This is a genomic window from Streptomyces sp. NPDC018026, from assembly GCF_044327745.1.
GTDB classification, from domain to species: Bacteria; Actinomycetota; Actinomycetes; order Streptomycetales; family Streptomycetaceae; genus Streptomyces; species Streptomyces rubrogriseus.
On the sequence record NZ_JBIRFY010000006.1, the window covers coordinates 126,518 to 149,486 of the forward strand.

A 22,969-nucleotide genomic window follows, 5' to 3' on the forward strand; every position below is an offset into this window, starting at 1 on the left:
CTCAGCGCACGGTGAGGACCAGCTTGCCCGTGGTGCGGCCGGTCTCCCCCTGCGCGTGCGCCCGGGCGCCCTCGGCGAGCGGGAAGGTGCCGGACACGTGGGCGCGCAGGCTCCCCCGTTCGACGAGTTCGGCGATGGCGCGCATCCCGGCGTGGTCGTGCTCGACGAGCAGGACCACGGCGCGGACCCCGGCCCGCTCGGCCGCGGCGCCGGTGTGCGCGTCGCCCGGCAGCAGGGAGACGACGATGCCGCCGGGGCGGAGCACGTCCACGGAACGGGTGGCGGTCTCCCCGCCGAGCGTGTCGAGGACGACGTCGTAGCGCTCCTCGGTGTCGGTGAAGTCCACGGAGCGGTAGTCGACGCAGGCGTCCGCACCGAGTTCGCGCAGGAACGCGTGCTTGGGTGCGCTGGCGGTGCCGGTGACGTGCGCGCCCCGCTCCTTGGCGATCTGTACGGCGAGATGACCGACGCCACCGGCCGCCGCGTGGATCAGCACCCGCTGCCCGGCCCGGAGACCGGCGGTGTCGACGAGGGCCTGCCAGGCGGTGAGCGCGGCCAGCGGGAGGGCGGCGGCCTCTGTGTGGTCGATCCCGGCGGGCTTGGCGGCGAAGGCGCGGGCCGGTCCGGTCACGTACTCGGCGTGGGAGCCGTGCCCGTGCGGGTAGGGCAGCATGCCGAACACCTGGTCGCCGGGCCGGAAGAGGGTGACGCCGAAACCGGCCTCCACCACGGTGCCGGAGACGTCCCAGCCGAGGGTCAGCGGCGGGGGCGGCAGGAAGATCTTCAGGGCGCGGTGCTTGAAGTCCGTGGGGTTCAGCCCGGCCGCGTGCACGGCGACGAGGATCTCGCCCGGTCCCGGTTCGGGCCGCGGCAGTTCGGTGGGCCGCAGCACCTCGGGGCCGCCGAGGGCCGTCTGGTGCAGGGCGAGCATCGTCGGGGCGCCGTGCGGGGAAGCGCCGTTCGCAGAAGTGTCCGTCGAGGTCATGCCCCCATGCTGGCCGCCGCCCCGGGCCCGGACCATGGCAAGAAGGTCAGCCTCCGATACATTTCTGCCATGCTCACCGACGCCGCCGCCCGCGCGGCCGAACTGGACCGCCTGATGCGCCCGGCGCCCCGCCCCGGCGCCCACAGGGTCGCCGTCCTCGCCCTGGACGGCGTCTACCCCTTCGAGCTCGGCATCCCGCACCGGGTCCTGGGTTCCGCCGACGGCCGCTACGAGGTGCTGTCCGCGAGCGTCGACGGGCGGCCCGTGCGCACCGACTCGGACCTGACCGTCACCCCGGCGCACGGCCCCGAGGTGCTGGCCGACGCGGACACCGTGATCGTGCCGCCGTACGCCGTCACGGCCGCGTCCGCCGCAGAGGGGGATCCGCGGGCGCTCGCCGCCCTGGCCCGGGTCCGCCCCGGCACCCGCCTGGTGTCGATCTGCACCGGCGCCTTCCTGCTGGCCGCCGCCGGCCTCCTGGACGGACGCCGGGCCACCACCCACTGGGCGCTCACCGACCACTTCCGGGAGCTGTTCCCCCGGGTCGAGCTGGACGCCGACGTGCTCTTCGTCGACCACGGCGACGTGCTGACCTCCGCGGGCGCGGCGAGCGGCGTCGACGTCTGCCTGCACCTGGTGCGCCAGGACCACGGCAGCGAGGTGGCCAACCAGGTGGCCCGCCGCTGCGTCGTACCGCCGTACCGGGACGGCGGCCAGGCGCAGTACATCGAGCGGCCGGTGCCACCGGCGAGCGGGACGGGCACCGGTCCGACCCGCGACTGGGCGCTGCGCCGGCTGGACCGGCCCCTGTCCCTGGACGAGCTGGCCGGGCACGCGGCGATGAGCACCCGTACCTTCGCCCGGCGCTTCAGGGAGGAGACCGGTCTGAGTCCCGGCCGCTGGCTGACCCAGCAGCGGCTGCGGCGGGCCCGGCACCTGCTGGAGTCCAGCGACCTGTCGGTGGAACGGGTCGCCCACGAGGTCGGCTTCGCCACCGCGACCTCGCTGCGCCGCCACCTGGCCGCCGAGGCGGGAGTCGCCCCCTCGGCGTACCGGCGCACGTTCCGCGCCTCGGTGCCGTAGGAGGCGGCCCCGGGTGAGTGGGTGCCGGCTGGCTCAGAACCCCGCCGGTTCCGTGTACACCCCCCACTCGTCGCGCAGTACGCCGCAGATCTCGCCCAGAGTCGCCTCCGCGCGCACCGCGTCCAGCATCGGCTCGATCATGTTGCCGCCGGAGCGGGCCGCGGCCAGCATGGCGTCCAGGGCGCCGCGCACGGCCGCGTCGTCGCGGGCGTCCTTGCGCTCGCCCAGGACCCGCACCTGCTCGCGCTCGACCTCGTGGCTGACCCGGAGGATCTCCAGGTCGCCGGTGACGGAGCCGGTGTGGACGTTGACGCCGACCACCTTCTTGTCGTCCTTCTCCAAGGACTGCTGGTAGCGGAAGGCGGACTCGGCGATCTCGCCGGTGAACCAGCCGTCCTCTATACCGCGCAGCAGACCGGAGGTGATCGGCCCGACGGGGTGTTGCCCGTCGGGGTGGGCGCGCAGCCCCCGCTCCTTGATCTGCTCGAAGATCTTCTCGGCGTCGGCCTCGATGCGGTCGGTCAGCTGCTCGATGAACCAGGAACCGCCCAGCGGGTCGGCGACGTTGGCGACGCCGGTCTCCTCCATCAGCACCTGCTGGGTGCGCAGGGCGATCTCGGCGGCCTGCTCGCTGGGCAGGGCGAGGGTCTCGTCGAGCGCGTTGGTGTGCAGGGAGTTGGTGCCGCCGAGCACGGCCGCCAGCGCCTCCACGGCGGTGCGTACGACGTTGTTGTACGGCTGCTGCGCGGTGAGCGAGACACCGGCGGTCTGGGTGTGGAACCGCAGCCACTGGGCCTTGTCGGTCCGCGCCCCGTACACGTCGCGCATCCAGCGGGCCCAGATCCTGCGGGCCGCGCGGAACTTGGCGATCTCCTCGAAGAAGTCGAGGTGCGCGTCGAAGAAGAAGGAGAGACCGGGCGCGAAGACGTCCACGTCGAGCCCGCGGCTGAGCCCCAGCTCCACGTATCCGAAGCCGTCGGCGAGCGTGTACGCCAGCTCCTGCGCGGCCGTCGCGCCCGCCTCGCGGATGTGGTAGCCGGAGACGGAGAGCGGCTTGTAGGCGGGGATGCCGGCCGCGCAGTACTCCATGAGGTCGCCGATGAGCCGGAGGTGGGGCTCGGGCTGGAAGAGCCACTCCTTCTGGGCGATGTACTCCTTGAAGATGTCGGTCTGCAGCGTGCCGTTGAGCACGGACGCGTCGACGCCCTGGCGCTCGGCGGCGACCAGGTACATGCAGAACACGGGCACGGCGGGCCCGCTGATCGTCATGGAGGTCGTCACGTCCCCGAGCGGGATGTCCTTGAACAGCACCTCCATGTCGGCGGCCGAGTCGATGGCCACCCCGCAGTGCCCGACCTCGCCGAGGGAGCGCGGGTCGTCGGAGTCGCGGCCCATCAGGGTCGGCATGTCGAAGGCGACCGAGAGCCCGCCGCCGCCGTTGCGGAGGATCATCTTGTAGCGCTCGTTGGTCTGCTCGGCGTTGCCGAACCCGGCGAACTGCCGGATGGTCCACGTACGCCCCCGGTATCCGGTCGGATACAGGCCGCGGGTGAAGGGGTACTCGCCCGGCCAGCCGATCCGCTCGAAGCCCTCGTACTCGTCCCCGGGGCGGGGCCCGTACACCGGCTCCACGGGGTCTCCGGAGAGCGTGGTGAAGTCCGCGTCGCGCTTGCGTGCCGCGTCGTACCGGGCCTGCCAGCGGAGGCGGCCCTCTTCTATGGCGTGAGCGTCCATACCCTCGAATTTACTAGGACGTCCAAGTAAATGTCGATGGGGTACCGCCGTACGGGTGTCCGTACGGCGGTGGGACGGCCGGTGAGGGGCCGGTTACGCCTTGACGGGGGCCGGTGCCTCGGCGGCGGCGACCTTCGCGTCCAGCTCCTGGCTGACCCTGCGCTCCACGAAGAACGCCGCGGTCGGAACGGTCCCGGCGAGCAGCACCCAGAGCTGCTTCTTCACCGGCCACTTCGCCTTGGAGCCCAGGTCGAAGGCGAAGACCAGGTAGATCACGTACAGCCAGCCGTGGGCGATGCTGACGACCTGGGTGAAGTCGGCGGCGCCGCCCAGGTCCAGGGCGTACTTCGCGATCATGCCAAGGCACAGCGCGATCAGCAGCACACCGGTGACGTACGCCATGACCCGGTAGCGGGTCAGCACGCTCTTTTTCATGGCTACGAGCGTAACCGTCCGTTTCGCGCGATCTTCGACCGGGTCGGGCGACTCGCCGGGCCCGCCCGGCCCGCGCGCTCAGTCCTCGTCGAAGTCCCCCGCGGCGACCCGCAGCGGCCTGAGCATCGCGAAGATCTCCCCGCACTCCTCGGCGTCGTACGCGCCCAGGCCGAAGTCCATCGCCATCAGGTCGCGGGTGGCCGCCTCGACGACCTCGCGGCCCTTGTCGGTGATGGTGGCGAGCGTGCCGCGGCCGTCGTTGGGGTTGGGGCGCTTGGCCACCAGGCCGGAGCGCACCAGCCGGTCGACGGTGTTCGTCACGGAGGTGGGGTGCACCATCAGGCGCTCGCCGATCTTGGACATCGGCAGTTCGCCCGACTTGGAGAAGGTGAGCAGCACCAGCGCCTCGTAGCGCGCGAAGGTCAGCCCGTACGGCTTGACCACGGCGTCGACCTCGCCCAGCAGGATCTGCTGGGCGCGCATGATCGAGGTGATCGCCGCCATGGAGGGCACACCGCCCCAGCGCTGTGCCCAGAGTTCGTCGGCTCGGGCGATGGGATCGAAGGAGAGACTGAGGGGCTTCGGCACGCCAACAGACCTTACCGGCCGGTCACATGCCGGTCAGCCCCGTCTCGCCTTTCGATACCACCACCTCGCCGGCCCGGTCACCGGGCGAGGTGCCGCTCGACCGTCTCGACCTTCGACGTGAGACCGTCCGTCACGCCGGGGCGGATGTCGGCCTTGAGCACCAGGGAGACCCGCGGCGCGCGTGCCTCGACGGCGGCCACGGCCCGCCGGACGACGTCCATGACCTCGTCCCACTCGCCCTCGACGGACGTGAACATCGCGTCGGTGCGGTTCGGCAGCCCGGACTCGCGGACCACGCGGACGGCGTCGGCGACGTACTCCCCCACGTCCTCGCCGACACCGAGCGGCGTCACGGAGAAGGCGACGATCATGCGTTGACGATCCCTTCCTGGCGGGCGCGGGAGGCGATGACCGCGCTCTCGGCCTCGCGCTTGAGCTTGCGCTCGGCGAAGAAGCCGCCGGTCGGCAGGACCGAGAGGACGAAGTAGAGGGCGGCGGTCTTCAGCGGCCACTTGGCGCGGTTCCAGGCGTCGGCCCAGAAGATCACGTACAGCACGAAGAGGACACCGTGGATCATGCCCATCGCCGGCACCGCGTTGAAGTCGGTGGTCCGCTTCAGGACGGAGCAGACGAGCAGGAGGAGGAACGAGATCGCCTCGGGGGCCGAGACCAGGCGGAGGCGGCGGAGGGCGGTGGCGGTCTTGAGGTCCACGGGTCACCTTCGGAAGGGAGGGATGCGCCGACGGCGCGGGCGGTGTGCGGTCCGCCTTGTGAACGGAAGCACAATCGTTCGCCCATTGTGGCAAACAATGCCCCAAGGGATGGACTCAGGGTCGTTCTCCACCCGTGGGCCCTGTTCTGTCCACCCGTGGCGGGGCTACTTTCACAGCGTGGCGATGTTCCGACTTCAAGGCAGCAAGGTCCTCGCCGTCGACCTGACCTCGGACGCCGTGAAGGCGAAGAACGGCTCGATGGTCGCGTACGACGGGGAGATGGCCTTCAAGAAGCTGAGCGGCGGCGGTGAGGGCATCCGGGGGATGGTGACCCGGCGGATCACCGGCGAGCAGATGACGGTGATGGAGGTGAGAGGGCAGGGGACCTGCTGGTTCGCGGACCGGGCCTCGGAGATCACCCTGGTGGGGCTCCAGGGCGACAAGCTGTACGTCGAGTCGAGCAACTTCCTGGCGGCCGACGCCGGGCTGCGCACCGGCACCAGTTTCACGGGCACCCGCGGCGCCTCCCAGGGCAACGGGCTGTTCACCACGACGATCGAGGGGCACGGGCAGGCGGCGATCATGTCCGACGGTCCCGCGGTGGTGCTGCGGGTCAGTGCCCAGTACCCGCTGACCGTCGACCCGGGGGCGTACGTCGCGCACCAGGGGAACCTGCGGCAGTCCTTCCAGTCGGGTGTGACCTTCCGCACGCTGTTCGGGGAGGGCGGCGGGGAGGCCTTCCAGATCCGCTTCGAGGGCGACGGACTGGTGTACGTGCAGCCGAGCGAGCGGAACACGATCGCGGGGGATGTGTGAGATGGCCTTCGAGGAGATCAATTCGAAGATGGTCCGGGCGACCGTCGCGCCGGGGCAGCGGCTGTTCAGTCAGCGCGGGGCGATGCTCGCCTACCAGGGCGAGGTGTCCTTCACTCCCAATCTGCGCGGCGGGCAGGGCGGCGTCATGTCGATGATCGGCCGCCGGGTGGCGAACGAGGACACGCCGCTGATGACCGTCGAGGGCAGCGGCACCGTGCTCTTCGGGCACGGCGGCCACCACGTCCAGGTGATCAACCTGTCGGGCGACACCCTGTACGTGGAGGCGGACCGCCTCCTGGCCTTCGAGGGCACCCTGGAGCAGAGCACCGTGTTCCTGGGCTCCCAGGGCGGGGTCATGGGCATGGTGCGGGGCCAGGTGAGCGGGCAGGGGCTGTTCACCACGTCCCTCAAGGGCCACGGCTCGGTGGCGGTGATGGCCCACGGCGGCGTCTTCGAGGTGCCCATCACCCCGCAGCGCCCGGTGCGCGTCGATCCGCAGGCCTACGTCGCCCACCACGGCGACGTGCGCAACAAGCTGTCCACGGCGCTGGGCTGGCGGGACATGGTGGGACGCGGCTCCGGCGAGGCGTTCCAGCTGGAGCTGAGCGGCAGCGGCACGGTGTTCGTCCAGGCGTCGGAGGAGAAGCTGTGAGCACGGTCCACCACGACCCGGCGACGCTGCCGGCCGACGACAACGTCAACGCGTACACCTTCTGTGTGGAGCTGAAGGGGAGCCAGTGGTTCCTGCAGAAGGGGAAGATGATCGCCTACTACGGGACGATCGACTTCAACGGGATCGGGCACGGCCGGCTGGACCGCCTGGTGCGCACGTCGTTCCATTCGCCTCTGCACGCGAGCGACTGGGTCGTGGCGGAGGGCTCGGGCAAGATGCTCCTCGCCGACCGGGCCTTCGACGTGAATTCGTACGACCTGGAGGACGGCAATCTGACCATTCGCTCGGGCAATCTGCTCGCTTTTCAGCCAAGCCTCGCGCTCAAGCAGTCGATCGTGCCGGGCTTCCTGACGCTGATCGGAACCGGGAAGTTCGTGGCCGCGTCCAACGGTCCGGTGGTGTTCATGGAACCGCCGATCCGGGTCGACCCGCAGGCCCTGGTCGGCTGGGCCGACTGCCCGTCTCCGTGCCACCACTACGACCACGGGTACATGACCGGCCTACTGGGCGGTCTACGTGCGATGACGGGGCTCGGCGGGGCCTCCGGGGAGGAGCACCAGTTCGAGTTCGTGGGCGCGGGGACGGTGCTGCTGCAGTCGAGCGAGGCGCTGATGGCGGAGCAGGCCGTGGGGACTCCTCCGCAGCAGGCGGGGGTGCCCGGCGGCGGGGCTCCCGGAGCGCCGGGAGGCCGGTCGGGGGTACCGGGACTTCCCGGACAGCTGGGGGACCTCCAGCGCCGCTTCGGGCTGTGAGCGGTAATCTGCGGAGTGTGACATCGAACGCGTGCGCACCGTCACCGTCACGGAAAACCCCTCACTAGTTCGCCTTTCAACCTTTTAGGTAGACTTCATTCATGGAGACCGAGACGGCCACTCGCTGGCTGACCGATACGGAGCAGTGTGCCTGGCGCACCCACCTGGAGGTCAACAGGCTGTTGACGCACCAGCTCGAGAAGGACCTGCAGCCGTTCGGCCTGACAATGAACGACTACGAGATCCTGGTGAACCTCTCCGAGTCGGAGGGCGACAGAATGCGGATGAGCGACCTGGCCACCGCCACGATGCAGTCCAAGAGCCGCCTCTCCCACCAGATCACCCGCATGGAGAACGCCGACCTGGTCCGGCGGGAGAACTGCGAGTCCGACCGGCGCGGGCTCTTCGCCGTTCTCACCGAGCACGGCATGGAGACGATGCGGAAGGTCGCGCCGCACCACGTGGCCTCCGTGCGCAGGCACTTCATCGATCTGCTGGCCCCGGAGGACCTGACGGAGCTGGACAAGGCGCTCAAGCCCATCGCGGAGCACCTGCGCGGGCAGCGGGGACGACCCTGAGTCCCTGATCACCCCTCCCGGGCCGTGCGGGCCCGGACACCCGGCAGGCGGAGCTCGAACAGGGCGCCGCCTGCCGGCGCGTCGTGCACGGTGAGCGTGCCGCCGTGCCGCACGGCGACGTCGCGGGCGATGGCCAGTCCGAGTCCGGCCCCGCCGTCGTCGCGGCTGCGGGCGTCGTCGAGCCGTACGAACCGCTCGAAGATCCGCTCCCGGTCGGCCGCCGGCACGCCTTCGCCGTCGTCGGCCACGGCGACCACCGCCGTGTCCGCGTCCCACCGCACGGACACCTCCACCGCCGAGCGGGCGTGCCGCTCGGCGTTGTCCAGCAGATTGGCCAGCACCCGCCCCAGTTGCCCGCGCGATCCGGCCACGCTCACCACGCCCTCGTCCCCCCGCACCCGCACCCCGGTCCGCCCCTCGGCCGCCTCCCGCGCGAGCGCCGCCAGGTCGACCCGGGTGTCGGCGGGCCGCTCCCCCGCGTCCAGCCTGGCCAGCAGCAGCAGATCGGCGGCGAGCCGCTGGAGCCGTACGGTGTCCGCCACGGCGCCGTCCAGGTCCAGCAGCTCGGGATGCGCGGCGGCCACCTCCAGCTGGGTGCGCAGCGACGCGATCGGGCTGCGCAGCTCGTGCGAGGCGTCGGCGACGAAGCCGCGCTGCCGCTCCACCGAGGACTCCAGGGCGGCCAGCGTCTCGTTGGTGGTGGTGGCGAGCCTGGCCACCTCGTCGTGGGTGCCCGGCACCGGGACGCGCCGGGCCAGGTCCTCGCTGGCGGTGATCGCGGCCATCTCGCGCCGGATGCCCTCCACCGGGCGCAGCGCGCGCCGGGTGACCAGCCAGGTCACCCACGCCACGACCGCGAGCAGCAGCGGGAAGCCGATCAGCATCACCGTCAGCGCGGTGTTCACGGCGCCGTGTTCGGCGGACAGCGGGGCTCCGGCGTAGACGGTGAGCCTGCCCCGGTCGTCGGTCTTCACCGGGACGGCGGCGAAACGGTAGTCCTCCGTGTCCCCGTCGATGGTCGCCGAGCCGTCGCTGACGGTGATCCGTCCGCCGATCTCGCCGGGTTCGAGGGACTCGCCGGAGTCGTCATCGTCGTCGGCGTCGTCGTCCTCCCCGCTCGGGGAGGCCGCGGGCTGCGGCTTCACCGTGCCGACGCCGGTGCCGCTGATCCGCTCCAGGTCCTCGCTGGCGGCGACCAGCACGCCGTCGTCGTCGACGACCTGCACCGGCCGGTCGTCCACGTCCAGCGACAGGTCCGCGTACGGGGTCCCGACGGCCAGCTCCGTCGCCACCTCCCGCGCCGAGCGCTCGGCCTGGGTGCCCGCCTCGCCGAGCAGGTTGGAGCGCAGGGAGAGCAGGACGGCGGTGCCGGCCGCGACGAGGGCGACGGCGACCACGAGGGTCGCGGCGAGCGTGGCACGGGCCCGCACCGAGGCGAAGGGGCGGCTCACCGCCCGGTCTCCAGCCGGTAGCCGGCGCCGCGCACGGTCCGGATGAGCCCGGCGCGCAGCTTGCGCCTCAGCGCGCTGACGTACACCTCGACGATGTTGGGGTCGCCGTCGTAGGCGAAGTCCCAGACGTGCTCCAGGATCTCCGCCTTGGAGACCACCTGCCCGGCCCGCACCACGAGCTGCTCCAGCACGGCGAACTCCTTGGCGGTGAGGGTGACCTCGTCCTCGCCGAGGAAGACCCGGCGGGCCGCGGTGTCGACCCTGAGGTCACCGTGGACGTGCACGGGCGAGGCACCGGCGCCCTGCCCCCGGCGCCGCAGCAGGGCCTTCACCCGGGCGACGAGGACGACGTAGGAGAAGGGCTTGGTGAGGTAGTCGTCCGCGCCCGTGTCCAGGCCCTCGGCCTCGTCGTACTCGCCGTCCTTGGCGGTGAGCATCAGGATGGGCACGTCGTGCCCGGCGGCGCGCAGGGCGGCGCAGACCCGGTAGCCGTTGAGGCCGGGCAGCATGATGTCGAGGATGACGAGGTCGTACACGCCCTCGCCCGCCCGGTGCAGTCCCTCCAGGCCGTCGTGGACGACGTCCACGGCGTATCCCTCCGCGGTGAGGCCCTTGGCGAGCGACACGGCGAGGCGCTTCTCGTCCTCCACGATCAACAGGCGCATGCGCCAAGAGTCCCAAAGGCAAGCTGAAGATCTCTTCAGGCGGCTTCAGCTTGGCCTCAGCGTCGGTCCGCGACAGTGAACACGTCGAAAACGACGGGACTCTGGACGACTCGGAGGAAACAGCATGAAGCGCAACATCGTGATCGCCGCCGTCACCGCGGCCGCACTGATCGGCGGCGGTACGGCGACGGCGCTGGCGACGACGGGGGACGACGACCGGGGTACGGCGTCCCGCGCGGACGTCGCGGACACGTCGGCCGTCACGGTGTCGGACGACGGCGGCGTACGGGACGAGGCCGACGACCGTGACGACGACCGGCGCGACGGCTCCCGCGCCGCCGCCGCGAAGGTGACGGTGGCGGACGCCATCGCCGCCGCCCTCGCGGACACCCCGGGCACCGCGGTCTCCGCCGAGCTGGACGACGAGGACGACGACGGGGACGACGACGGCGACGACCGCCGGGAGCGCGCGGCCTGGGAGGTCGACGTCCTCTCCGGCGACGGCACCTGGCACAGCGTCCGGGTCGACCCGGCCACCGGCAAGGTCCTCGGCTCGGAGCGGGACGACGACGAGGACGACACCGCCGAGGTGCGCGCGGCCCTGAAGGGCGCGTCGGTGGACGCGGCCGAGGCGGCGAAGGCGGCGGCCGGACACGGCACCGTCACCTCCGTCGAGCTGGACGACGACGGCGACCACGGCGACGGCAAGCCCGCCTGGGAGGTCGAGACGCACGCCTCCGGCACGGGCGAGCAGGACTGGCGGGTCGACCCGAAGACCGCCAAGGTCACGGCCGACCGCTCGGACGACGCGCACGGCTCTCACGACTCGGACGACGCCGACGACTCCGGCAGCTCCGACGACACCGACGACACCGACGACGACTGAGCGGCCCCTCCGGCCCCTCCGGCGGGCCGGGCCGCCCCGCGGCGGTACCCCGGCACCAGTGCCGCCGCCGCGGCCACCGCGCCGGCGACCGCGAAGCACACCGGCAGCGGCAGCCGTTCCACCAGCAGGCCCACCACGGCGGCACCGGCCGACATCCCGGCGTTCACCGCGGTGTTGCACCAGGCGCCCGCCCGGACCCGGAAACCGGGCGCCACGCTCTCGTCGGCGATCAGGTACGCCGTGGTCAGCGCCGGGGCCACGAACAGGCCCGCGCACATGACGGCCAGGACCAGCGTGCCGAGTCCGGGCGCGAGGCCCGCGGCGGCGAGGCAGAGGCCGACACCGGCCGCGAAGAACGGGAGCCGCGCCCGGGTGGGCGAACTCCAGGCGACGGCGCCGTTGACGAGACCGCCGACCGCGGAGCCCACCGACAGCGCCGCGAGCACCCAGGCGACCGTGCCGTCCCCGAGGCCGCGCTCCCCCGCGAAGGCCACGACGAGGAGGTCGACGGCGCTCACCGAGACGCCGACGGCCGCCGCGACGACGACGGGCTGCAGCAGCGCCCGGCCCTGCCCCGGACCACCTCGGCCGGGTGCCGGGCCGTCGCTCTTCTCCCGCCCCGCCGGGCGCAGCGCCGAGGTCGCCGGTGAGGTGACGAAGGCGAGGGTGCCGACCGCCACCAGCACCGCGCTGAGCACCACGCCGACCACCGGCGAGGCGACGGCGACGATGCCGCCGACCAGGAGCGGGCCGGAGACGAAGAGCAGTTCCTCGGCGACACCGTCCACGCTGTAGGCCCGCTGCAACAACAGCCGGTCCGGGAGCAGTTCGGCCCACACCGCGCGCATCGTGGGGCCGAGCGGGGGCGTACAGGCGCCCGCGAGCCCGGCGGTCGCCGCGAGGACGGCCTCGGAGGTACCCGGACGGCAGGCCGCCGCCAGCACGCAGAGCAGGGCGGCGTAGAGCAGGGCCATGGGCAGCAGGGCCCGGCGCGGTCCGTGCCGGTCGACGAGGGAGGCGCGGTAGGGGGACAGGAAGACGCTCGTGGCGCCGAACAGCGCCATGACCAGCCCGGCCACGGCGTACGACCCGGTGGACCGGGTCAGGGAGAGCATCAGCGAGAGGGAGACCGTGCCGTACGACAGCCGGCCGACGAGGGCGGCCGCGAAGGTGCGGCGGGCATGGGGGACGCGGAGTACGGCGGCGTACGAGGGCCGCGAGAGTGGCGTGGACACGCGAAGGGTTCCTCAGCAGGAAGGCAACAAGGGGACGCCGATGCACGCGACGGCCGGATGCGGCGGTCGCGTACGGGGCGGGCCCTAGGCCAAGAGGAGGAACACGCGGGAATTCTAGCCCGTCCGCCGCTTGAGGACGAGGCCGTTCAGGCCGAGAGCGGGGTCTGGGGGCGCAGCCCCCAGGGACGGGAATGGGAAGGGGCGGCGGGGGCGAGAGAAGCTGTACGCCAAAAAGCCACCCCGCACCGCTCAGCCCCCGTCAGCCCCGCGTCAGCCCCGCCACCAGCTCGTCCGCCGCCCGGTACGGGTCCAGCTCCCCGGCGACGATCCGCTCGGCCAGGGTGCCCAGGCGCCGGTCCCCGTGCAGGTCGCCGATGCGTTCCCGCAGCGTGGTGACGGCGATGGTCTCGACCTCGCGGGCGGCCCGGGCGCGGCGGCGCTCGGTGAGGACGTCCCGTTCCTCCATCCACGCGCGGTGCTTCTCCAGCGCCTCGACCACCTCGTCGACGCCCTCGCCGCGCGCGGCGACCGTCTTGACGATGGGCGGGCGCCAGTCACCGGCGGCGCGGGCCTCGCCGAGGCCCAGCATGTGGTTCAGCTCGCGGGCGGTGGCGTCCGCGCCGTCCCGGTCGGCCTTGTTGACGACGTAGACGTCGCCGATCTCCAGGATTCCGGCCTTGGCCGCCTGGATGCCGTCGCCCATGCCGGGGGCGAGCAGCACGACGGAGGTGTCGGCCTGGGAGGCGATCTCGACCTCCGACTGGCCGACGCCCACCGTCTCCACCAGGACCACGTCGCAGCCGGCCGCGTCCAGTACGCGGATCGCCTGCGGCGCGGCCCAGGCGAGCCCGCCGAGGTGGCCGCGGGTCGCCATCGACCGGATGTAGACGCCCGGGTCGGAGGCGTGCTCCGACATCCGCACGCGGTCGCCGAGCAGGGCGCCGCCGGAGAAGGGGGAGGACGGGTCGACGGCGAGCACGCCGACCCGCTTGCCCTGCTTGCGGTACGCCGTCACCAGCGCCGAGGTGGAGGTCGACTTGCCGACCCCCGGGGAGCCGGTCAGGCCGACCACGTAGGCGTTGCCCGTGAGCGGCGCGAGTGCCTCCATGACCTCCCTGAGCTGCGGGGACGCCCCCTCCACCAGGGAGATCAGCCGGGCCACGGCCCGCGGCCGGCCTTCTCGGGCCTGGGCCACCAGTGAGGAGACGTCCTGCATCACAGCTCCGTTCAGTGAGAAGTCGTAACTCGGGGGGGTCAGGCCCCGGGCACCCGCACGATCAGCGCGTCGCCCTGACCGCCCCCGCCGCACAGCGCGGCCGCGCCGACGCCGCCGCCGCGCCGCTTCAGTTCCAGGGCGAGGTGCAGCACCAGCCGGGCGCCGGACATGCCGATCGGGTGTCCGAGGGCGATGGCACCACCGTTGACGTTCACCTTTTCGGTGGACACGCCGAGGTCCTTCATTGACTGCACGGCGACGGCCGCGAAGGCCTCGTTGATCTCGATGAGGTCGAGGTCCGCGACCTCCAGGCCCTCCTTCTTCAGGGCGTGCCGGATGGCGTTCGACGGCTGCGACTGCAAAGAGTTGTCGGGGCCCGCGACATTGCCGTGGGCGCCGATCTCCGCGATCCACTGAAGGCCCAGTTCCTCGGCCTTGGCCCGGCTCATGACGACCACGGCCGCGGCGCCGTCGGAGATCTGCGAGGAGGAGCCCGCGGTGATGGTGCCGTCCTTGGCGAAGGCCGGGCGGAGCTTGCCGAGCGACTCGGCGGTGGTGTCGCCGCGGATGCCCTCGTCCTTGCTGAACAGCACCGGGTCGCCCTTGCGCTGCGGGATCTCGACCGGGGTGATCTCGGCCTCGAAGACGCCGTTCTTCTGGGCGGCGGCGGCGCGCTGGTGGGACAGGGCGGCGATCTCGTCCTGGGCGGCGCGCTCGATGCCGAGGCGGGTGTTGTGCTTCTCCGTGGACTCGCCCATGGCGATGTCCTCGAAGGAGTCCGTCAGGCCGTCGTACGCCATGGCGTCGATCATCTGGACGGCGCCGTACTTGTAGCCCTCGCGGGACTTGGGCAGCAGGTGCGGGGCGTTGGTCATGGACTCCTGGCCGCCCGCGACGATCACGTCGAATTCACCCGCGCGAATGAGCTGGTCGGCGAGCGCGATGGCGTCGAGGCCGGAGAGGCAGACCTTGTTGATCGTGAGCGCCGGGACGCTCATGGGGATGCCGGCCTTCACGGCGGCCTGGCGGGCGGGGATCTGCCCGGCGCCGGCCTGGAGCACCTGCCCCATGATCACGTACTGGACCTGGTCGCCGCCGATCCCGGCGCGGTCGAGGGCCGCCTTGATCGCGAATCCGCCGAGGTCGGCGCCGCTGAAGGACTTCAGGGAGCCGAGCAGCCGCCCCATCGGGGTGCGGGCACCCGCGACGACGACGGAGGTCGTGCCGTTCGTTCCAGAGGTTCCAGAGGTTTCAGTGGTTCCAGAAGACATGAGCTGCGGTCCCCTTTTCCGGCCCGCACAGGCCGAGGAGTGAACGAGGGTTTACTCGAATGTACTGAGCGGTATCCCGCCCGTCACCGGGCTGTCGGTGTGATCGCGCGCACGTTGCGTAACCACCTCCGGAGCGCTGCACTGAAACCATGCTGACGCGAATCGACCACATCGGAATCGCCTGCCACGACCTCGACGCGACCGTCGAGTTCTACCGTGCCACCTACGGCTTCGAGGTGTTCCACACCGAGGTCAACGAGGAGCAGGGCGTGCGCGAGGCCATGCTCAAGATCAACGATACGTCGGACGGGGGCGCCTCGTACCTCCAACTCCTGGAGCCGACCCGCGAGGACTCCGCGGTCGGCAAGTGGCTCGCCAAGAACGGCGAGGGCGTCCACCACATCGCCTTCGGCACGGCGGACGTCGACGCGGACGCCGCGGACGTCCGGGGCAAGGGCGTACGCGTTCTGTACGACGAGCCCCGGCGCGGTTCCATGGGGTCGCGGATCACCTTCCTGCACCCCAAGGACTGCCATGGCGTACTGACAGAACTGGTCACTTCGGCGGCCGTTGAGTCACCTGAGCACTGACCCTCGTACATATGGGCCGGTAGGGTTGGGTGCGGTCGCCGCTCAGTCCAGGGTGACCCGGTCCTGTCGCCTTGGGCGCCGGGACCGCCGGGGTCGTGTTTCGGGGGGCGGGCGACGGGGCAGCAGCACATGCTCCGCCGTTGATCTGACACCATTCCCCGGGGGCCCCGTTCGGCGGACGGACGGAGCTCGTTCGGGAAGATTTGCGACCAGGGGACGGATGGGACCGCGCAGTGCGGGGCTACGAGAGCCAGGAGCGAGAGCCGGCGGCTGACGTCGACCACCTCTCTCGGTTCGAGGCCGAGATGAAGCGGCTGAAGACCGAGCGGGAAAAGGCGATCCAGCACGCCGAGGACCTCGGCTACCAGGTCGAGGTGCTGCGCGCCAAGCTGCACGAGGCGCGGCGCACCATCATGTCCCGGCCCGCCTTCGACGGCGGCGACATCGGGTACCAGGCCGAGCAGTTGCTGCGCAACGCGCAGACGCAGGCCGACCAGTTGCGCGCCGACGCGGAGCGGGAGCTGAGCCAGGCGCGGGCGCAGACCCAGCGGATCCTCCAGGAGCACGCCGAGCAGGCGGCCCGGCTCCAGGCGGAGCTGCACCAGGAGGCGGTCACCCGACGCCAGCAGCTCGACCAGGAGCTGGCCGAGCGCCGGCAGACCGTCGAGTCGCACGTCAACGAGAACGTGGCCTGGGCGGAGCAGTTGCGCGCCCGCACCGAGCAGCAGGCCCGGCGCCTGCTCGACGAGTCCCGTGCCGAGGCCGAGCAGGCCATGAGCGCGGCCCGCGCGGAGGCGGAGCGGCTGACCGCCGAGGCCCGTCAGCGGCTGCGGAGCGACGCGGAGAGCGCCCGCACCGAGGCCGATCAGATCCTGCGCCGGGCGCGCACCGACGCGGAGCGGCTGCTGAACGCGGCCTCCACGCAGGCGCAGGAGGCCACCGACCACGCCGAGCAGCTGCGCAGCTCCACCGCCAGCGAGTCGGAGTCCACCCGGCGTGAGGTCCAGGAGCTGAGCCGGGCCGCCGAGCAGCGCATGTCGGAGGCCGAGGAGGCGCTGCGCAAGGCGCAGGCCGAGGCCGAGAAGGTGGTCGCCGAGGCCGAGGAGGCCGCGGCCAAGGCGCTGTCGAGCGCCGAGGCGACCAACGAGCAGCGCACCCGTACCGCCAAGGAGCAGGTCGCCCGGCTGGTCGGCGAGGCCACCAAGGACGCGGAGAGCACCCGGTCCGAGGCCGAGCAGGTGGTCGCGGACGCCCGTGCCGAGGCCGAGCGGATCGTCGCCGAGGCCGCCGAGAAGGCCCGCACGATCACCGCCGAGGAGTCGGCCACCCAGCTGTCCAAGGCGGCCAAGACGGCCGAGGACGTGCTGAACAAGGCGTCGGAGGACGCCAAGCGGACCACGAAGGCGGCCACCGAGGAGGCCGAGCGGATCCGCTCCGAGGCCGAGACCGAGGCGGACCGGCTGCGCGCCGAGGCGCACGACATCGCCACGCAGCTCAAGGGCGCGGCGAAGGACGACACCAAGGAGTACCGCGCCAAGACGGTCGAGCTTCAGGAGGAGGCGCGCCGGCTGCGCGGCGAGGCCGAGCAGCTGCGGGCGGACGCGGTCGCCGAGGGCGAGAAGATCCGCGCCGAGGCCCGCAAGGAGGCCGTGGCGCAGATCGAGGAGGCGGCGAAGAGCGCCGAGGAGCTGCTCGCCAAGGCCAAGGCGGACGCGGACGAGCTGCGGCAGACCGCGACGGCGGACGGCGAGAAGGTCCGCGCCGAGGCCATCGAGCGGGCGACGACCCTGCGCCGGCAGGCCGAGGAGACCCTGGAGCGCACCCGCGCGGAGGCCGAACGGCACCGCACGGAGGCCGCCGAGCGGGTGGAGGAGCTCCAGGCGGAGGCCGAGCGGGCCGCCCGCGAGCTGCGCGAGGAGACCGAGCGCGCCGTCGAGGCCCGCCAGGCGGAGGCCGCCGAGGAGCTGACGCGGCTGCACACCGAGGCGGAGGAGCGCCGCACCGCCGCCGAGGAGGCGCTGAGCGGGGCCCGCGAGGAGGGCGAGCGGATCCGCCGCGAGGCCGCCGAGGAGAGCGAGCGGCTGCGCGCGGAGGCCGCGGAGCGGGTCCGTACGCTCCAGCAGCAGGCCGAGACGGAGGCCGAGCGGCTGCGCACCGAGGCCGCCGCGGACGCGTCCGCCTCCCGCGCGGAGGGCGAGGCCGTCGCCGTACGGCTGCGCTCGGAGGCGGTCGGCGAGGCGGAGCGGCTGAAGTCCGAGGCGCAGGAGAGCGCCGACCGGGTGCGGGCGGAGGCGCAGAGTGCCGCCGAGCGCATCGCGGCCGAGGCGTCCGAGGCGCTGGCCGCCGCCCAGGAGGAGGCCGCCCGGCGCCGTCGCGAGGCGGAGGAACTGCTCGGCTCCGCCCGGCAGGAGGCCGACCAGGAGCGCACGCAGGCCCGCGAGCAGAGCGAGGAGCTGCTGGCCTCGGCACGCAACCGCGTGGAGGAGGCCCAGGCCGAGGCGGTCCGGCTGGTCGAGGAGGCCGACCGGCGCGCCACCGAGATGGTGTCGGCCGCCGAGCAGCACGCCGCGCAGGTACGGGAGTCGGTCGCCGGGCTGCACGAGCAGGCCCAGGAGGAGATCACCGGGCTGCGCAGCGCCGCCGAGCACGCCGCGGAGCGCACCCGGCACGAGGCCGAGGAGGAGGCGGACCGGGTCCGCGCCGACGCCTACGCGGAGCGGGAGCGGGCGAGCGAGGACGCCGGACGCCTCAGGCGCGAGGCGCAGGAGGAGACCGAGGCCGCCAAGACGCTGGCCGAGCGGACCGTGTCCGAGGCCATCACCGAGGCCGACCGGATCCGCACGGACGTCTCCGAGCACGCCCAGCGGGTGCGCACGGAGGCCTCCGACGCCATCGCCGAGGCCGAGCAGTCCGCGTCGCGCACCCGGGCGGACGCCCGCGAGGACGCCAACCGCATCCGGTCCGACGCGGCGACGCAGGCGGACACCCTGATCACCGAGGCGCGTTCCGAGGCGGAGCGGCTCACCACCGAGACGGCGGCCGAGACCGACCGGATCCGCACAAAGACGCTCGCGGAGGCGGAGCGCGTCACCGCCGAGGCGGCGAGCGAGTCCGAGCGGGTCAGGACCGAGGCGGGTGCCCGGGCCGAGCAGCTGGTCTCGGACGCCACCGGGGAGGCGGAGCGGCTGCGGGCCGAGGCCGCCGACACCGTCGGCTCCGCGCAGCAGCACGCCGAGCGGCTCCGCACCGAGGCGGAGCGGGTCCGCCGCGAGGCGGCCGCGGAGGCCGAGCGGGTCACCACGGCCGCCCGCGAGGAGGCCGAGCGCACCCTCGACGAGGCCCGCAAGGCCGCCAACAAGCGGCGCTCGGAGGCCGCCGAGCAGGTCGACACGCTCATCACGGAGACCACCGCCGAGGCCGACAAGCTGCTCACCGAGGCGCAGCAGCAGGCCCAGAAGACCACCGCGGACGCCGAGTCGCAGGCCGACACGATGGTCGGCGCGGCCCGTTCGGAGGCCGACCGGATCGTCCAGGAGGCGACGGTCGAGGGCAACTCCCGGGTGGAGAAGTCCCGTACGGACGCGGACGAGCTGCTGGTCGGCGCCCGCCGGGACGCGACCGCCATAAGGGAGCGCGCGGAGGAGCTGCGCGTGCGGCTCACCTCCGAGATCGAGGAGCTGCACGAGCGGGCCCGCCGCGAGGCCGCCGAGACGATGAAGTCGGCCGGCGACCGCTGCGACGCGCTCATCAAGGCCGCCGAGGAGCAGCTCGCCAAGGCGGAGGCGAAGGCCAAGGAGCTGGTGTCGGAGGCCAACTCCGAGGCGGGCAAGGTGCGCATCGCCGCGGTCAAGAAGGCCGAGGGGCTGCTCAAGGAGGCCGAGCAGAAGAAGGCCACCCTGGTCCGCGAGGCCGAGGAGCTGAAGGCCGAGGCGGTCCGCGAGGCCCGGCGCACGGTCGACGAGGGCAAGCGCGAGCTGGAGGTGCTGGTCCGGCGCCGCGAGGACATCAACGCGGAGATCTCCCGGGTCCAGGACGTGCTGGAGGCGCTGGAGTCGTTCGAGGCGCCCGGGGGCGCGAAGGACAACGGGGTGAAGGCCGGAGCGACGGTGGGCGCCCCACGTTCGGGTGGCAAGTCGTCAGACGGCTAGCATTCGGGGTGATTTGGGTGTCTGCTGGAGATCTTTGGCCGAGTCCCGACGGGACCCCTGCCGGAGGCTTTGGCAAGCCATCCGAGGGTCAGCCACTCAAAAGAGGTGTCATTCTCCGTATCAAACGTGCATCCGCTCGATGACACACCGCATTGGCGCCTAGGATTCCCTCTATCACCTCACCCGGTCTCTTTCGACAGGAACCCCATGAGCGACACTTCCCCCTACGGCTTCGAGCTTGTGCGGCGTGGGTACGACCGCGCTCAGGTGGACGAACGTATCTCCAAGCTCGTCTCCGACCGTGACAGCGCTCTCGCCCGCATCACCGCTCTGGAAAAGCGCATCGAGGAGCTCCACCTCGAAACCCAGAACGCCCAGGCCCAGGTCAACGACGCCGAGCCGTCGTACGCCGGTCTCGGCGCGCGGGTCGAGAAGATCCTGCGGCTCGCCGAGGAAGAGGCGAAGGACCTGCGCGAGGAGGCCCGGCGCGCGGCCGAGCAGCACCGCGAGCTGGCCGAGTCCTCGGCCCAGCAGGTGCGCAACGACGCGGAGTCGTACGCCGCCGAGCGCAAGGCCAAGGCCGAGGACGAGGGCGTCCGGATCGTCGAGAAGGCCAAGGGCGACGCCTCGCAGCTGCGTTCCGAGGCGCAGAAGGACGCGCAGTCGAAGCGCGACGAGGCCGACGCGCTCTTCGAGGAGACCCGTGCGAAGGCCGCGCAGGCCGCCGCCGACTTCGAGACGAACCTCGCCAAGCGCCGCGAGCAGTCGGAGCGGGACCTGGCCTCCCGTCAGGCCAAGGCCGAGAAGCGGCTCGCGGAGATCGAGCACCGCGCGGAGCAGCTGCGCCTGGAGGCGGAGAAGCTGCGCACGGACGCCGAGCGCCGGGCCCGGCAGACCGTGGAGACGGCGCAGCGCCAGTCCGAGGACATCGTGGCCGACGCCAACGCCAAGGCCGACCGGATCCGTTCGGAGTCGGAGCGCGAGCTGGCCGCCCTCACCAACCGCCGCGACTCCATCAACGCGCAGCTGACCAACGTGCGCGAGATGCTGGCGTCGCTCACGGGCGCCGCGGTGGCGGCCGCTCCGTCGGTCGAGGACGAGTCGGTCTCCCGCGGGGTCCCGGCCCAGCAGTCCCGCTGACGCCCTGTCGCCCGAGCGGTTTCGGCTGCGCGGGGGGTACGCCTGCTGAATCCGTACGAACCTGGGCGAGGCCCGCTGTCACTGGGGTGGCAGCGGGCCTCGTCCCGTTCTAGCGTGGTCGCCATGATCGAGCTCGAGGGGCTGACCAAGCGGTACGGCGAGAAGGTGGCGGTCAACAATCTCTCCTTCACCGTCAGACCCGGCATCATCACGGGCTTCCTCGGCCCCAACGGCGCGGGCAAGTCGACGACCATGCGGATGGTGCTGGGCCTGGACCGGCCGACCGCCGGGGACGTGCGGATCGACGGGAAGCACTACGACCAGCTGAAGGACCCGCTGACGTACATCGGCGCGCTGCTGGAGGCCAAGGCGTGGCACGGCGGGCGCAGCGCCTACAACCACCTGCTGTGCCTCGCGCAGAGCAACGGCATTCCCGCGAGCCGGGTGCGCGAGGTCCTGGACACGGTCGGGCTGTCGGCGGTCGCGCGGAAGAAGACCAAGGGCTTCTCCCTGGGCATGGGGCAGCGGCTCGGCATCGCGGGGGCCCTGCTGGGCGACCCGCGGATCCTGATGTTCGACGAGCCGGTCAACGGGCTCGACCCCGAGGGCATCCACTGGATCCGCAATCTGATGAAGACCCTGGCCTCCCAGGGCCGTACGGTCTTCGTCTCCTCCCACCTGATGAGCGAGATGGCGCTGACCGCCGACCACCTGGTGGTCATCGGCCAGGGCAGGCTGCTGGCGGACACCTCGATGGCCGAGTTCATCGCGGAGAACTCGCGCAGCTACGTCCGGATCCGCACCCCGCAGCGCGAGCGGCTGCTCGACGCGCTGCACGCGGCCGGGGTCACGGTCGTCGAGTCGGGCGACGGGGTCCTGGAGGTGGACGGCGACAAGTCGGAGACGGTCGGCGAGCTGGCGGCGCGCCACCAGGTCGTGCTGTACGAGCTGAGCCCGCAGCGCGCCTCGCTGGAGGAGGCGTTCATGCAGCTGACCGCGGAGTCCGTGGAGTACCACGCGCACGACGGGCAGCCGGCCGGCGCGGTGCCGCAGCAGCAACAGCAACAGCCACCGGGGCAGCCTCCGCAGCAGCCGTGGGGCAGCGACTGGAAGAGGGGATGAGCATGGCGGCGACACAGGTCGTCCGGTCCGAGTGGACCAAGATCCGGTCGGTCGCGTCCACGGTGTGGACGCTGGGCCTCGCCGTGGTCGTCACCATCGCCCTGGGCATGCTGATCTCGGCCCTGTCGAAGAGCGAGTTCGGCGACATGAGCCGGCGCGACCAGCTCTCCTTCGACCCGACCTTCATCAGCTTCGCCGGCACGAGCCTGGGCCAGCTGGCGATGATCGTGTTCGGGGTGCTGGTCGTCGGCAACGAGTACAGCTCCGGCATGATCCGCACCTCGCTGGCCGCCGTGCCCAAGCGCGGCACCTTCCTCTTCAGCAAGATCGCGGTGGCCACCCTCCTCGCCCTGGTCGTGGCCATGATCACCAGTTTCGCCACGTTCTTCCTCGGGCAGGCGATGCTCGGCGACCTGAAGGCGTCGATCGGCGACCCGGGAGTGCTGCGCGCGGTGTTCGGCGGCGGCCTCTACATGACGCTGATCGCGATGTTCTCGATGGGCGTCGCCGCGATGCTGCGCTCCCCGATGCTGTCGCTGGGCATCCTGATGCCGTTCTTCTTCCTGATCTCCAACATCCTGGGCAACGTCCCGGCGACGGAGAAGGTCGGCCGGTTCCTGCCCGACCAGGCCGGCAGCAAGATCATGCAGGTGGTCACGCCGATCGACGACGACGTACCGTACGGACCGTGGGGCGGCCTGGGGATCATGGCACTGTGGGTGATCGCGGCGCTCGTCGGCGGGTACGCGGTGCTGAAGCGGCGGGACGCCTGACCCCCTCCGTCCGGCCTCCGTACGGTGTCGGATTTTGCCCGCGCTTGAACGGAACCGTCAGCGCGTGGATATCCTCCTAACCCTTACGGGGGCGTGTGCCCTGCTGTCCCTGAAC

Annotated in this window: 22 protein-coding genes; 11 read left to right on the forward strand and 11 right to left on the reverse strand. The window is 72.2% G+C overall.

From position 1 onward, the window contains the following. Position 1: 1 nt before the first annotated feature. Positions 2–985, reverse strand: a complete 984-nt coding sequence (locus tag ACH4D3_RS20245; protein WP_398323794.1) for an NADP-dependent oxidoreductase — start codon at positions 983–985, stop codon at positions 2–4. 69 nt (positions 986–1,054) lie between these two features. Between ACH4D3_RS20245 and ACH4D3_RS20250 the strand changes: the two genes are divergently transcribed. After that, entirely contained in the window at positions 1,055–2,068 is a 1,014-nt protein-coding gene (locus tag ACH4D3_RS20250; protein ID WP_398323796.1) for a GlxA family transcriptional regulator, read from the forward strand. Between the two features lie 33 nt (positions 2,069–2,101). On the opposite strand, the gene ACH4D3_RS20255 is transcribed toward ACH4D3_RS20250, so the two are convergent. From ACH4D3_RS20255 to ACH4D3_RS20275, 5 genes are all read right to left on the reverse strand, one after another. Next, positions 2,102–3,802 carry a methylmalonyl-CoA mutase gene (locus ACH4D3_RS20255; protein ID WP_398323798.1) on the reverse strand — a complete coding sequence of 567 codons (1,701 nt, stop codon included), beginning with the start codon at positions 3,800–3,802 and terminating at the stop codon, positions 2,102–2,104. Positions 3,803–3,895: 93 nt separating this feature from the next. Continuing rightward, positions 3,896–4,237 (reverse strand): DUF3817 domain-containing protein, encoded by a 342-nt coding sequence (locus tag ACH4D3_RS20260; RefSeq protein ID WP_398323800.1) that lies wholly within the window; start codon positions 4,235–4,237, stop codon positions 3,896–3,898. A gap of 78 nt (positions 4,238–4,315) precedes the next feature. After that, positions 4,316–4,825 (reverse strand): MarR family winged helix-turn-helix transcriptional regulator, encoded by a 510-nt coding sequence (locus ACH4D3_RS20265; RefSeq protein ID WP_003973586.1) that lies wholly within the window; start codon positions 4,823–4,825, stop codon positions 4,316–4,318. Positions 4,826–4,902: 77 nt separating this feature from the next. After that, positions 4,903–5,196, reverse strand: coding sequence for an MTH1187 family thiamine-binding protein (locus ACH4D3_RS20270; protein ID WP_133025253.1), 294 nt, complete (start codon positions 5,194–5,196; stop codon positions 4,903–4,905). Further along, complete coding sequence (locus ACH4D3_RS20275) at positions 5,193–5,537, reverse strand: DUF3817 domain-containing protein (protein WP_003973588.1); 345 nt, start codon at positions 5,535–5,537, stop codon at positions 5,193–5,195. Before ACH4D3_RS20275 ends, ACH4D3_RS20270 begins: the two co-directional genes overlap by 4 nt. Before the next feature lie 184 nt (positions 5,538–5,721). On the opposite strand from ACH4D3_RS20275, the gene ACH4D3_RS20280 reads away from it, so the two are divergent. The 4 genes from ACH4D3_RS20280 (at position 5,722) to ACH4D3_RS20295 (ending at position 8,357) form a co-directional block, all read left to right on the forward strand. Further along, the gene (locus ACH4D3_RS20280; RefSeq protein ID WP_385964183.1) at positions 5,722–6,354 is read left to right on the forward strand and encodes an AIM24 family protein; all 633 of its coding nucleotides are present in this window, start codon (positions 5,722–5,724) and stop codon (positions 6,352–6,354) included. Position 6,355: 1 nt separating this feature from the next. Next, entirely contained in the window at positions 6,356–7,006 is a 651-nt protein-coding gene (locus ACH4D3_RS20285; RefSeq protein ID WP_016327290.1) for an AIM24 family protein, read from the forward strand. Continuing rightward, on the forward strand, positions 7,003–7,779 hold the full coding sequence (locus ACH4D3_RS20290; RefSeq protein ID WP_398323803.1) for an AIM24 family protein: 777 nt from the start codon (positions 7,003–7,005) through the stop codon (positions 7,777–7,779). Before ACH4D3_RS20285 ends, ACH4D3_RS20290 begins: the two co-directional genes overlap by 4 nt. Positions 7,780–7,880: 101 nt before the next feature. Continuing rightward, entirely contained in the window at positions 7,881–8,357 is a 477-nt protein-coding gene (locus tag ACH4D3_RS20295) for a MarR family winged helix-turn-helix transcriptional regulator (protein ID WP_398323805.1), read from the forward strand. An 8-nt stretch (positions 8,358–8,365) separates the two neighbouring features. On the opposite strand, the gene ACH4D3_RS20300 is transcribed toward ACH4D3_RS20295, so the two are convergent. Next, complete coding sequence (locus ACH4D3_RS20300) at positions 8,366–9,808, reverse strand: sensor histidine kinase (protein WP_398323807.1); 1,443 nt, start codon at positions 9,806–9,808, stop codon at positions 8,366–8,368. After that, positions 9,805–10,473, reverse strand: a complete 669-nt coding sequence (locus tag ACH4D3_RS20305) for a response regulator transcription factor (RefSeq protein ID WP_102932268.1) — start codon at positions 10,471–10,473, stop codon at positions 9,805–9,807. The genes ACH4D3_RS20300 and ACH4D3_RS20305 overlap by 4 nt, the downstream gene beginning before the upstream one ends. A gap of 124 nt (positions 10,474–10,597) precedes the next feature. On the opposite strand from ACH4D3_RS20305, the gene ACH4D3_RS20310 reads away from it, so the two are divergent. Next, positions 10,598–11,359, forward strand: coding sequence for a PepSY domain-containing protein (locus ACH4D3_RS20310; RefSeq protein ID WP_398323809.1), 762 nt, complete (start codon positions 10,598–10,600; stop codon positions 11,357–11,359). Here ACH4D3_RS20310 and ACH4D3_RS20315 read toward each other — a convergent pair. From ACH4D3_RS20315 to ACH4D3_RS20325, 3 genes are all read right to left on the reverse strand, one after another. After that, a complete protein-coding gene (locus tag ACH4D3_RS20315) occupies positions 11,293–12,594 on the reverse strand; it encodes an MFS transporter (protein WP_398323811.1) in 1,302 nt (433 codons plus the stop codon). The two genes, ACH4D3_RS20310 and ACH4D3_RS20315, sit on opposite strands and share 67 nt — an antisense overlap. Before the next feature lie 259 nt (positions 12,595–12,853). Next, positions 12,854–13,810 carry a methylmalonyl Co-A mutase-associated GTPase MeaB gene (gene meaB, locus ACH4D3_RS20320; RefSeq protein WP_398323813.1) on the reverse strand — a complete coding sequence of 319 codons (957 nt, stop codon included), beginning with the start codon at positions 13,808–13,810 and terminating at the stop codon, positions 12,854–12,856. A 38-nt stretch (positions 13,811–13,848) separates the two neighbouring features. Continuing rightward, the gene (locus ACH4D3_RS20325; RefSeq protein WP_398323815.1) at positions 13,849–15,081 is read right to left on the reverse strand and encodes an acetyl-CoA C-acetyltransferase; all 1,233 of its coding nucleotides are present in this window, start codon (positions 15,079–15,081) and stop codon (positions 13,849–13,851) included. A gap of 149 nt (positions 15,082–15,230) precedes the next feature. On the opposite strand from ACH4D3_RS20325, the gene mce reads away from it, so the two are divergent. From mce to ACH4D3_RS20350, 5 genes are all read left to right on the forward strand, one after another. Next, positions 15,231–15,671, forward strand: coding sequence for a methylmalonyl-CoA epimerase (gene mce / locus ACH4D3_RS20330; protein ID WP_121702462.1), 441 nt, complete (start codon positions 15,231–15,233; stop codon positions 15,669–15,671). A gap of 233 nt (positions 15,672–15,904) precedes the next feature. Continuing rightward, positions 15,905–19,819 (forward strand): polarized growth protein Scy, encoded by a 3,915-nt coding sequence (gene scy / locus ACH4D3_RS20335; RefSeq protein WP_398323817.1) that lies wholly within the window; start codon positions 15,905–15,907, stop codon positions 19,817–19,819. Between the two features lie 207 nt (positions 19,820–20,026). Continuing rightward, positions 20,027–20,959, forward strand: coding sequence for a cellulose-binding protein (locus ACH4D3_RS20340; RefSeq protein WP_003973600.1), 933 nt, complete (start codon positions 20,027–20,029; stop codon positions 20,957–20,959). A gap of 123 nt (positions 20,960–21,082) precedes the next feature. After that, positions 21,083–22,081, forward strand: a complete 999-nt coding sequence (locus ACH4D3_RS20345; protein WP_398323819.1) for an ABC transporter ATP-binding protein — start codon at positions 21,083–21,085, stop codon at positions 22,079–22,081. Next, complete coding sequence (locus tag ACH4D3_RS20350) at positions 22,078–22,854, forward strand: ABC transporter permease (protein ID WP_398323821.1); 777 nt, start codon at positions 22,078–22,080, stop codon at positions 22,852–22,854. The genes ACH4D3_RS20345 and ACH4D3_RS20350 overlap by 4 nt, the downstream gene beginning before the upstream one ends. The last annotated feature ends 115 nt before the right edge of the window (positions 22,855–22,969 follow it).